The sequence below is a fragment of the Natrinema salinisoli genome (assembly GCF_020405205.1).
GTDB lineage: Archaea > Halobacteriota > Halobacteria > Halobacteriales > Natrialbaceae > Natrinema > Natrinema salinisoli.
The window spans coordinates 173,950-185,741 of sequence record NZ_CP084469.1 but is presented as its reverse complement, the minus strand read 5'-3'; the positions used below and the strand labels follow the sequence as shown (position 1 = coordinate 185,741).

Here is an 11,792-nt window from a genome sequence, read left to right as displayed (position 1 = left end):
CGACGATCGACGCACGCGAGTCGGAACGGATCCTGACGTCACGAGCGGTCGATCGTCGTCTCTCAGTCCAGTGTCGGCTGTCCGCTCGTGCTCTGGTTGTCCGCTTTGATGCCGTTGATATCGAAGCGCAGGAGCGCCATGGACGCGAGGCCGACGAGGAGCGTGGCGGCGACGATGTAGAACGACAGCGAGTAGCTCCCGGTCTGCTCGACGATCTTCGAGACGAGCGTCGGGCCGGCGACGCCGGCGAGCGCCCACGCGGTAAGCGAGTAGCCGTGAATGGCGCCGAGTTCCTTCGTTCCGAACAGGTCACCGAGGTACGCGGGCAGGCAGGCGAAGCCGCCACCGTAGCAGGTGACGATCGCGAACATGAACGCGGCGAAGACCCAGACGTTGGAGATGTTGGGCATCAGTGCGAACGCCACGACCTGAATGCCGAAGAACGTCGCGTAGGTCGCCGTTCGGCCGAGGTAATCCGAGGCGCTCGCCCAGACGATTCGGCCGGCGCCGTTGAACACGCCGATGACCCCGACGATCGAGGCGGCGAGGGCAGCCGACGCACCGGTGATCTCCTGGGTCATGTTGGAGGCGACCGACAGGAGCATGATACCGGCCGAGACGTTGATGAACAGCGCCAGCCAGACGAGCCAGAACCGCTTGGTCTTGATCGCCTCGTTGGCGGTAAGCTGAGACAGATCAGTCGACACGGTGACGCCCTTGCTGTTGGTGTCCTCGAGTTCGTCGGGGTCCATTCCCTCGGGGATCCAGCCGGCCGGCGGCTTCTGGATGTAGCTCGCGCCGAGTGCCATCGCCAGGAAATAGGCTGCACCGAGGATGTAGAAGTTCATGGGAATACTCAGCGACGTCATCAGGCCCTGTGCAACCGGACCGGTGATGAGCGCGCCGGCACCGAAGCCCATGACCGCCATCCCGGTCGCCATGCCGCGGCGGTCCGGGAACCACTCGACGAGCGTGGAGACGGGTGCGATATAGCCGAGACCGAGTCCGGCACCACCGAGTACCCCGTAGGTGACGAGGAAGCCGATGTAGCTCCCGGCCTGTATCGCGGCGCCTGCGAGCATCGTCCCGCCGCCGAACATCACTGCCGCGGCGAGTCCGGCCTTCCGCGGGCCGTACTTCTCGACGTACTTCCCGAGGAACGCCGCCGAGATGCCGAGGACGAAGATCGCGACGGTAAACGCGAACGTCACGTCGGAGATGCTCCATCCGTTGAGATCCTGCAGCGGGTTCTGATAGACACTGTACGCGTAAATCGACCCGATCGAGAGATGAATTGCGACGGCGGAAAGCGCAATGAGCCATCGATTCTTGTCCGTGTCTGCCTCTGACATACACCGCTCTCGTGCAAGTCCCTCCTTTTAATATTTTTTAACTGTCCGGCCTAACGTGTTAGATTATAACACGATACAACTTCAAATAGGTTTTCGAGAGTTTATAGACTGGGACTACTGTCGATACGACATCATATTTTGGCCGCCATCGGGCGGTTTTCGGCGTGGACCACACCCGTTTAGTCGCTCGGGCGCGGCGGTCGGATATGGCGAACCCACAATTCGAGGAAGTGAAGACGGAAGCCGCTGCAGCGATCACCGAGGACGACCTCCGCTCGGTGTACACCGGTCTCGTCCACGAGGACGGCCGTCACGAGTATTATTTGGGCAACGACACCGAGGAGGCGGCCGAACTCCGCGAGGCCGCGGCGATCCAGCTCGGGATGTTGACGCGCGTCCTCGCGGATCGCTCCGATAGCACCGTCGAGGAGATCTCCGAGCTCGCCGTCGAACGCGCCGACGAGATGGAACTGCGGTGAATCAGTATCGACGGGGCGGTCGCCCCTCGCCGGGCTCGTGACCGGAGGTAAACCGTTATCACCGGCGATCCGTTGCCAACAGTATGGACGTCGTCGAGGCCCTCGAGGCCCAGCGCGGAACGACCTGCGTCGTCGGGGCGGGCGGCAAGAAAACGACGATGGCGACGCTCGCGGCGGCGCTCGAGCGCGCGGTCGTCACCGCCACCGTTCGCATTCCCATTTTCGACGACTGGGTCGAGCAGGTCGTGGTCACGCCGGATCCGGTGAAGGCCGTCGAAACGGCCGGCGGCTGGCCGCTCGGTCTCGTCCCGGAACGGGAACGGGAGGACCGCTACCTCGGGTACGACCGTGCGACGGTCGACGAACTCGCGGCCCTCGACGTGCCCGTGCTCGTGAAAGCGGATGGCGCACGAATGCGCCGGTTCAAGGCCCCGAACGATCGGGAACCACAGCTTCCCGAACGTGCAACGACGGTGGTTCCGATCGCGAGCGCCCACGTGGTCGGCCAGCCGCTCACCGAGGATCGCGTTCATCGGATCGAGCGAGTTGCCGCGCTGACCGGCCTGGAACCCGGCGACGAGATCCGACCGGCCGACGTCGCGACCGTCCTGGCCAGCGACCGGGGCGGCTGCAAGGACGTGCCGGACGGGGCGACGGTGATTCCCCTGCTCAACATGGTGGACGACGATGAGCTCGAGGAAACTGCGCGTCAGATCGCCGCTGAGATCCACGAACAGGCGGACGTGCCGCGGGTCGTCCTCGCGGAGATGCGCGCCGAACGGCCGCTCGTGGCCGTCGTGTAGGACTGGCCTTCGCCCATCTCGGTTTACCGTGCGGTCGAGATGTCGGGCGCGGCCAGTCGGGGTCGGTCCGTCCTCGCAGGGATCAGAAGTGCGGTGCTATATTTCGTCACATGTCGACAGACAGCCGACAGGTGCTGTAATAACCCTTTTTCCCGTCGACGGCGTCCCCTGGTGTAGTGACACTCGCTACACCCGACCGCCTCCTTCGCGTCGATCTCTCGACGCGATCGGTCGAGAGCGTCCCGGTCCCGGTGGCGTGGCTTCGGCGGTACGTCGGCGGGAAGGGGCTGGGCGCTCGCTATCTCTCTGACGAACTCGAGGCCGGTACCGATCCGCTCGGTCCGGAGAACGCGCTTCTGTTCATGCTCGGTCCGCTCTCGGGGTATCTACCCGGAGAGTCGCGGTACGCTGCCATAACGAAATCGCCGTTGACCGGCGGCTTTCTCGACTCCTACGCCGGCGGTGCGTTTCCGGACGCGCTCGCAGGCTCGCTCGGGCCCCATATCGGAGTGCTCGTCACCGGCAGGGCGACGGAACCCGTTCGTCTCGTCGTCGAGGACGGCACGGTGTCCGTCGAGCCGACCGACGCGTGGGGCGAGGACACGGTCGAGACGGCCACGAGCTACCCCGACGCGTCGGTCGCCTGTATCGGACCGGCGGGCGAACGGCAGGTGGCGTACGCGACGATCGCGTCCGACGAGGGAGATCACCACGCGGGCAGGGGCGGTGCCGGTGCCGTCATGGGGTCGAAACGGCTGAAGGCCGTCGTCGCGAGGGGGGAGCCGCCCGCGGGATTAGCGGCCCTGCGCGACGCCTACGCCGAGCGATACCGCGAGGGCGAGACCGGGCAGTGGATGGAAGCGAGCGAGACGATCGAAACCGTCGACTTCGCGAACGAGGTCGGCGCGCTCTCGACCCGCGGCTGGGCGGAGGGCACGTTCGAGGGAACCGACTCGATCGGGGCCGCCGCGGTCAAGGAACTGACGAGCGAGCGAGAGTACGACGGCGGCGACGGCACCGACGCCGACTCGGGCGGGTTCCGGGTCGAGACGGCCGACGGCGACTACGTCCCGCGCGGGGCCGCGTCGATGACGCTGGGGGCCGGCCTCGGTATCGACGACTTCGACGCCGTCGCGGAGCTGGGCCAGACCTGCGACAGGCTCGGGATGGACCTCATCAGCGCCGGCAGTGCGGTCGCGTGGGCGGTCAACGCCGCTGACGCCGGCCTCCTCGATCGCTCGCTCGCGTTCGGGGATTCCGACGGGGCTCGCCGCGTGCTCGAGGAGATCGCCGCCCGAGACGGGCCCCTCGGCGACGCGCTTGCGGACGGCGTCGCCGCGGCGGCGGCCCGGTTCGGCGGTACCGATCTCGTCCCGACGGTCAAGGCGATGGAGCTCCCGGCGTACGACCCGCGGGGCGCGCGGAGCATGGCACTCGCGTACGCGACCAGCGACCGCGGGGCCTGTCACCGCCGCGCCCGGCCGATCGAGCGAGAGGTGTTCGACGAGCGGTGGAGCCCCGACCGCACCGCTCGAGTCGTCGTCGCGGAACAGAACCGGCGGTCGGTCCTCTGGTGTCTCATCGTCGACGACTTCGTGGGCGACGCGTTCGACGACCTCGGGGCGGAGTGGCTCGAGGCCGTCCGGCTCGAGACGGCCGGCGACCTGCGGACCGTCGGCGAGCGGGTCTGGACCCTGACGCGGCTGTTCAACGTCCGCGAGGGAATGGCACGGGCGGACGACGAACTGCCGGCGGCCCTGCGAGAGCCCCTCGAGTCGGGACCGAACGCCGGACAGTCAGTCGACGAGGAATGGTTCGAGACGACCCTCGACCGGTACTACCGGGCGCGGGGCTGGGGGCCCGACGGGCGGCCGACTCGAGCGACCGTCGAGCGCCTCGGGTTGACCGACGCGGTCGACGGCGACTCGCTGCTCGCGGATCAGGAGCACTGCTCGAGCGAGGGGCGGTAGCTCGGATCGAGACAGTGAGTTCTCGGTCGCCGGTGCTCGAGCGTCGGTTTCGAGAGGAAAAATGAGCGCGCTCGAGCCGAGATCACGGGCCGGGAGCCGACCGCGGCCGTGGGTGGTGTGTCGAGACGGGTGGTTTCGATCGACCGCCGTCGACGGCCCGACTGTCCGCCGCGGCTCGAGCGGTGCCACCTGCAACGCACCGATTGCGCGGTGGTCGTGCGATCGGGCGGTCAGCGCTCGAATCCCGTCGCGAGCAGCCCGGGTGCGATCTCGCAGCCACACGGGGAGACGTACGCCTCCGTCGGCCCGACGACCGAGATCGCGGTCACCGGCCGCCCGCAGTGGGGACAGTCCGGCGGCTGGTCCTCGGAGTGGTTAGGCATGGTGGCCTCCGCTCGAGGGTGCTATGGCTGCTCGAGGCGATGCGTCCTGTCGGCGTGCGGGACGTTTATATCCCGCTAGGATATACGGAATCATGCTTGCAAATCCCCGTCCGGGGTTTGGAAGCAACGTCTCGGGTGTCTCCAGCACCCGGGGCATTTGCGCGCAGCCCCCTGCGACACTTGGAGTGTGGCTTCCATCCCGATTGTTGACTCGTTGCAACTTATATCTATTGATTATTGGATGGAATAAGGCAGCATAGACGATGGACGCTTGATTATACAGGGATACTACTGTCCCAGCCTATCTATACTGATTTCCAGTACTGTCGGGCACACATGTCATAGTATTATGGTTTGTCCAAATCTCCTCTAGCCATTTTCAAGGCCAAAATACCTAATTTCTCTAACCCACCTTTGGAAGTTTTAGACGACTGCTTTATCACCGAATCGTCTAAATAGATACGAACTTGAACTCCATCATCGCGTACCGCATCCCGATACAATGGTGCGGCCCGCCGCCGACCGCGGTAGTCTCAACCGTTTCGCGAAAGATGACGTACGCGAGCGGGTACAGCCGGAGGGTCTCTTCGACAACCTGTTTGGAGTTTGTCAGTTCTAAAAGCACCGAGACGACAGCGAGCTGTCGCTGGTAGCCCTCCCCCAAGACGTCATCGCTTGTCCAGATACTCAGCCCACTCAATCATAAATAGAAATCAGATTATGTATCTTTCACTGAGTCATTAATATCCTCAATCTTGGACCGTAGTTCGGAAATTTTCTGCTGATATTCTTCTCCATCAGTGACAATTTTATCGTCAATGTTTCCTAATTCGATCCCCCATGTAGCTTTCCAACCCTGTGAATAGGTTTCTGAGAATTCTCTTGTCACCGGGTAAACTATTTGTGTATCTTGGTGCTGCCGTCTAAATATGAGGCAACCAACAGTCTGTAATTTACTACCGGTTGGAGCCAGGATCATCCGATACTTGTCACCGTATTCATTGTAGATATTATTCAACAATCTTGTGGTGCTTCCGTAATCAAAGGTACTTGTTTCGCGCCAATCGACATGGATGTGGGACTCCACTCCCTCGTTGAGTTCCCGAATACTTTCTTTCCGCCAGTAATCTTCTTTCCTATTAGGTATTCCTTCAATAGAAACCAGTTGAGTAGGGGAAAGTTCGCTAGCTAATGCCATAAGCTCTTGATGATTGAATGTTGGGAAAGCTACTACAATCATCGGCTGATCACTTCCTAATGCCGAAGAGAGACCTCTACTGGTTACAATATCGTAGATACCATGAGTAAGGAATGCTGGAGTCCTATCAGAATCATCTCTGGACTGGAGAGTGTCAGTGTACTCATCCTTAGTAGGGGTGTACACTTTTGCTTCAGCGTAGAATATTGTTACAGAATAATCTTTCTCAGCGAGAATATCCAATGTAACCATAATCAGCAACTTCGACATGCCAGAAATATCCAAAAGGATGTGTTCCTCGGAGATTGACTCCAAGAATGCCTCAAAAATGGGTTCGAAGGAATCGGGATCATGTCGATCGAAAACTAGGCTTTCGGTCGAATCATCAGATAATCCGATTGAGGCCATCCCGTTCTTCATTCCTTCTACGTCGTTTCGTTCGTTGAAGGGCTTGTAACGGATTCCTGCTCCGGTTTGAATGGCATCTGCGTCATCACGAGAAGCCAATTCTTCAAATATCGCTTTCGCCCTGTCCTCAAAACCTGCTACAGTAACAACTGATGTCGGGGCATCAATTTTGACTTCTTCAAACTTTGTGATCTCTGGGAAATCCATATTGAACTCACTCCGATTTCTCGTCTGAATCATCGATGAACCTGGAGAGACTTTCTGTTTCCGATCGCTCAAAGTCTGAAGCGTCATAGCCTTCAGGATTCGACAACAAATACATGAATTCGGCAGGCTCTAGAGAGACGTTGTCGCGCTGGCTTGGGGTGAGATTGAATTTTGGAAGTAGGAGTCTCCGCAGATAAAGGCGAGGAACCGCTCCGCCGCGAATACTCTTTCCACGAGTGTCTAAGAGGAATATTCCGTATTGGAGTAAATCGTTATAAATAGATTCTGCTTCCTCTGAGATGTCCTGTTTTTCGGGACGGCGCGAGGTATTCCTACGTAGGACTCTAAGTACTTCGTTAACGTGTTCATCCGAGTCAAATGAGAATGAGTCGCGTATCTCAATCCGGAAGGCTTGAAGTGGAGGGTTACCAGTCTCATTTTTACTGGTCTTCTCCATGAGCAATTGATTCGCATGTTGTCCGAATGCTTCAGCGACCTCTCGGAGTCGTTCGCCGCTCTCTGGTATTGATTCTATCTTATTAAGGAAACTCCCCCCGTATCTCTTGATAACTTCATCCTGCTTTTGTGGTGGAATTGGGACTTCAACGCTTCCTTCTTCCCAGTTTTTGTTTTGGCCCACCTCATTAAACATCCCCCGTACTAAGCGAAGCATCTCAGAAATATCGCCTGAGAACATATCTCTCAAGGTTTCAAAACCTGCATAATCAACATCAGAGTCACTTCGAAGCTGTCGAGCTAGGTCATTATATGAGTCATAGGGCCTCTCTCCTAATATCTCATAGATATCCGTGTATTTGGAATGGATTCCACTGGTGGTCTCTAAGCGCGTATTCAGCACTTCTGTTAAGAATTTGTTGCGCTTTTCAGTATTACTAATGAAATGATTCGCTAGATCAACAACCTCAAATTCTCTTGACTCCTCAAGAAGTTTCTCAGACCGGTCATATGGATGGAAGGATGCGATGCTTTCGGTGGATATTTTGAAATATACCTGGTCCCACCGCTCCATCACTAGGTCATTTAGTGTGCTCTGCATACCCTGAGTGATTTTTGGAAGAGAATAATCGTCAACTAAAAAGAATAGGGGTGTGTTTTTAAGCCAATCAACTGAATTAATGAAATTTTTGCAAGTTTTTGGGAGCCTATCGATTCCCATCAGACGAGTTTCATCGCTGTAACCTGATTCACCTCGTCTTAGTGTATCGTCAACCTTTCTTTTCTCTTTCTCAAGAACGGAGGTAAGATGGTCAAGAACATCAGTGCCTGCTGGAGGGCTAGAGTAATCTCGAAGGGTTCTGGAAATATTCTCCTCCAACAGCCTCAAAGAATCCTCAGAGATATTATTTCCAAATTGATCACGGAGTAACCTAACTCGATTTATAAATTTCTTAAGCAGAGAGAGTGATAGATAGTGGATCAATAGATTTTGATTATATGAGCTTGGATCCTTGTCATCCATATAATGAAAGGCAAAATACAAGTCGCGGCATGGATAGAATATACCGAAATAATCAATTTCATCAGCAGATTTTATTTGCCCAGTCTCCAACTGTGTTTCAAGATCCATATTCTTTAAAATAGTTGTCTTGCCACAACCCCTCGGACCAGTGAGAAGTGTATTTGTTCGACTGTGAAGTTGGCCATATCCTGGAAAGTCTCTGGAGTAGAGTTTTTCTATGAGTCTAAACGAATCACCCATCTGCTCGCAGCTCAAGTAATCAAATGGACTTTGTAGTTCAACAGTTGGCTTGTCACCCATCCGTTCTCTCGCCTTCGATTTGTTTTCTTTTAGTTTACCTTGCAATTCCTGCGGCGAGCGGACATACTCGCCTTTGGTAGGATCTTCCTCTACGATATATTTGGCAACGAATTCATCAACTAAGAATTCGTAGCGGTACTCGTCAAGAGTATCTAACTTTGATCGATCGATTTCCGAAAGCAGATCTAGAATTATGTCGCCCAATTGCGCGTAGTCATTTTTGGGCTGCATTGAATTTCGGGACCCCCCAATTCCAAAATCGGTTATCTTGATTTGGGGTTCGTCGCTAATTGTAATATCTGATTTTGATAAAAGGACGTTCCCAGTATGTAGGTCGTTATGATTGATTTCCCTTCGTTCCATTCCATGAAGCACATCAAGAATTGCCTCTGCTACTGAACAGACAAATGATACAGTAATCTGATCTGGTTTATCTTGTATATATTTTAGAAGTGAGGGACCATCAACGAATTCTGATATCACACATGCGTATTCTGTTTTGTCTATTTCAATTCTTGTGTAATCTTTGATACTAACAACATTTGGATGAGTATCCATCATGGTTGCCTTCTCAACTTCTTTTTCCCAACCCTCGGTCAGATCTCCTATTGGCATGAGTTTGCATGCCGAATCCATATCTACCTCTTCAGCGGTGTGTGCCGCACGATAAACAACCCCATTATTACCCGAGTCAATTTCCTCAACAACCTCCCAATTATTTAGTAACGTTTTTCCAATAATGCTCGACTTTGAAGGTTTCTTGACTGTCATATTAGTTTTTAAGTGCTAAAATTGTCTCAGACTTTGTAGACATTGAGTTTATTTCTCTTCTCGGGACTTTATCTTGTATTACTTGCTCCATTTTTAGACCATATTTGTTTTTGTTTACCATCTCAGTAAGAACTTCTGAGGTGTCCACAGCTGCACCTGAGCGCTGTGACTCGCCCATCACGAAAATTAAATTTCCGTCTGGACGTAGTACAGAGATTGCTTCTGTTAGGAACCTATCTAAGAAGTCTCTATATTGTTTTTTGCTTTCTGGACTCCCATCCAACTCTTTATAATCTTCAATTCCCAAAAAGTATAGCCTCAGGCGGTTGTCCCTCCCATAATCAAGTTTGTTCATATATGGTGGACTCGTGATAATGGTGTCGACTGAATTATTTGGGATTTCTTGATTTATAATCTCTTCTGTATCTCCCATATATACTGATCGTGTGAGAGAATCATCAAATTCTGGAAACCTACGGTATGCTCGCTCAATTTTCGAGATTAATCGGGACTCAATCTCCCGATACTCGTATTTTTCCGGGTACTCGTCCCGTGGGAATTTCTTATCTCTCAGATATGGTTTTAAATTGCTAGCAGGATATGACAGGAATCCAGGTCTCTGGTGATGGAGAATTCCTAGCAGACAGGCAAGAAGAAAGTGTTCGTTTTCCTCTCGAAGTAAGGGACTTAGCTGAGCAATTCCGGACAGTGTTTTTGGGTGGAAGAAATCAGCGACCCACTCTGGGATGGATTCAGTTCCTTTCCCTGGGTGTGGCTCAATTTTAGCGAGATATTCTTTAGCCTTCTGCTTGGCCTTCTTCTCTGTTTCTGGAGGGTTTAATTTTGCTTTCGATAACAAAATTGAATATGGGTTTCTATCCACGCCGATTGCTGCTCTTTGCTCAATAGCGGCTTCAAGAGGGACTGTGCCAGATCCAGAAAAAGGATCAAGAATAGTGTCGCCCGGTGATGAGTAGGTCTGAACCAATTCTTTTGCCATGGTGGACTTCATTTTACCCAAAAAAGGCGATAGCTGATGAAGTGTAGATTCACTATGTACGCTTCTGCCTTCCCATGCATCGGGATTGAGACTGGTGCCCATCGGTAGAGATTATTTTATTAATACGGGGGCCTCTTAAATCTGTATTGAAGCACGCAGGTGGTTTCTGTCGTATTGTGCGGACTGCATGAATCTGTTACCAAGCGTAAGCGAAGTGCTACGTGTCATTTGGCAGCTTATTTTCTTAGTTGACACCAACTTAGATGTACACGAATCCTGTTGGAGTCCAATTACTCACTCACGTCGGGTGGCTCGGTCGTAGTGCTTGTCGGGAGTCTCATCCGAAGCGTCGAGTCGATCGGAAACGATGCTGCGCGGGACCCCGTTGTTCCAGTATTTCGTCAGCCTCGTCTTGCGGAGATCGTGGAGTGACCAGCTTTAGGGGGGCACTTGCTTATGTGCGTGTAGTTGAATGGCCTTGCAGGTCTCAGGGTACGGTTGTAGCAGTCATCTAGCTAATCATCCGTCCACAATGTCCCGTTTTCCAATCGGTGAACGAAATCAATATCAGGATTTCGGCCCTCGAATTTGGTTCTCGAACAAATCACTCACTAAAACAGGAGAGATCTGACTTTGAGGGTCTGAAAACTACGTTTCGTCACCGAAAGGCCGCGAATCCGCGAGTTCGAACAGCGGCACGACGTCGGTCGTCGCGTAGTGGGTTAGCATCCGCTCGAGTTCGCGGAACGTCTTCGTCTCGGTCGCACCGGCCTCGAGCAGATCGAGATATCGCTCGCCGGCGACCGGAACGTCACCGCCGACGAAGTGTGGCTTCAGTGCGTCCGTGGTATCCCGATGCTCGTGATAGCGCTCCGTGTCGATGTCGAACTCGGACAGCATCGTTCGCGGCACGTCGACGTCGCAGCGCTCGCAGGTCTCCTCGAATCTCGTATACTCGCCGAAACACTCCCACGACTCCCCTTTCAGGTCGTCGCTCTCGAGCTCGTCCAGCAGCGCCGCCACGCGGTCGACGACGCCCTCGCGCGCTCCCAGCGTCTCGCTGGCGACTCGAGCCCGCCCCTCGAACTGCACGAAGTCGAAGTACTCGCCGTTGTAGGTGATGATCGACTCGCCGGCGCGGGATTCGAACCACTCGATCGCTCGGTCGATCAGGTCCAGCTCCGACGCCGGGCCGCGGCCCTCGCGAAAGAAGACGTCGTAGTCGATCTCGGCCCCGGGTTCGGGTTGCTGTGCACAACACAGCGAGAACAGCTCGAAGTGGTCCGGGTTCTGGAAGTCGGGGCTTCGGCCGGCCTCGAGTTGCGGGTTGATCGTCTCGATATCGAACGCGAACCGTCCGGCGGACATGAGAGTCTCCTACAGGCCAATTTGTGATAAAACACGATGGAGATAGTAGTCGTCTCGAGCGTGATACCGAATT

Annotated in this window: 9 protein-coding genes; 3 read left to right on the top strand and 6 right to left on the bottom strand. The window is 55.1% G+C overall.

Annotated elements, in window-relative coordinates:
* Positions 1–62: 62 nt before the first annotated feature.
* Entirely contained in the window at positions 63–1,352 is a 1,290-nt protein-coding gene (locus LDB05_RS01035; RefSeq protein WP_226006075.1) for an L-lactate MFS transporter, read from the bottom strand.
* Positions 1,353–1,558: 206 nt separating this feature from the next.
* Between LDB05_RS01035 and LDB05_RS01030 the strand changes: the two genes are divergently transcribed.
* From LDB05_RS01030 to LDB05_RS01020, 3 genes are all read left to right on the top strand, one after another.
* The gene (locus LDB05_RS01030; RefSeq protein ID WP_226006074.1) at positions 1,559–1,831 is read left to right on the top strand and encodes a DUF8113 family protein; all 273 of its coding nucleotides are present in this window, start codon (positions 1,559–1,561) and stop codon (positions 1,829–1,831) included.
* 83 nt (positions 1,832–1,914) lie between these two features.
* Positions 1,915–2,634 (top strand): selenium cofactor biosynthesis protein YqeC, encoded by a 720-nt coding sequence (gene yqeC, locus LDB05_RS01025; protein WP_226006073.1) that lies wholly within the window; start codon positions 1,915–1,917, stop codon positions 2,632–2,634.
* A gap of 176 nt (positions 2,635–2,810) precedes the next feature.
* A complete protein-coding gene (locus tag LDB05_RS01020) occupies positions 2,811–4,604 on the top strand; it encodes an aldehyde ferredoxin oxidoreductase family protein (protein ID WP_226006072.1) in 1,794 nt (597 codons plus the stop codon).
* 230 nt (positions 4,605–4,834) lie between these two features.
* Here LDB05_RS01020 and LDB05_RS01015 read toward each other — a convergent pair whose 3' ends face one another.
* From LDB05_RS01015 to LDB05_RS00995, 5 genes are all read right to left on the bottom strand, one after another.
* Positions 4,835–4,987, bottom strand: coding sequence for a hypothetical protein (locus tag LDB05_RS01015; protein ID WP_226006071.1), 153 nt, complete (start codon positions 4,985–4,987; stop codon positions 4,835–4,837).
* 718 nt (positions 4,988–5,705) lie between these two features.
* Positions 5,706–6,800: a hypothetical protein gene (locus LDB05_RS01010; RefSeq protein WP_226006070.1), complete on the bottom strand. Its 1,095-nt coding sequence runs from the start codon at positions 6,798–6,800 to the stop codon at positions 5,706–5,708.
* A gap of 7 nt (positions 6,801–6,807) precedes the next feature.
* Positions 6,808–9,351 (bottom strand): ORC-CDC6 family AAA ATPase, encoded by a 2,544-nt coding sequence (locus LDB05_RS01005; RefSeq protein ID WP_226006069.1) that lies wholly within the window; start codon positions 9,349–9,351, stop codon positions 6,808–6,810.
* A 1-nt stretch (position 9,352) separates the two neighbouring features.
* Entirely contained in the window at positions 9,353–10,363 is a 1,011-nt protein-coding gene (locus tag LDB05_RS01000; protein ID WP_226006068.1) for a DNA methyltransferase, read from the bottom strand.
* A gap of 636 nt (positions 10,364–10,999) precedes the next feature.
* On the bottom strand, positions 11,000–11,719 hold the full coding sequence (locus tag LDB05_RS00995) for a hypothetical protein (protein WP_226006067.1): 720 nt from the start codon (positions 11,717–11,719) through the stop codon (positions 11,000–11,002).
* Positions 11,720–11,792 lie beyond the last annotated feature (73 nt).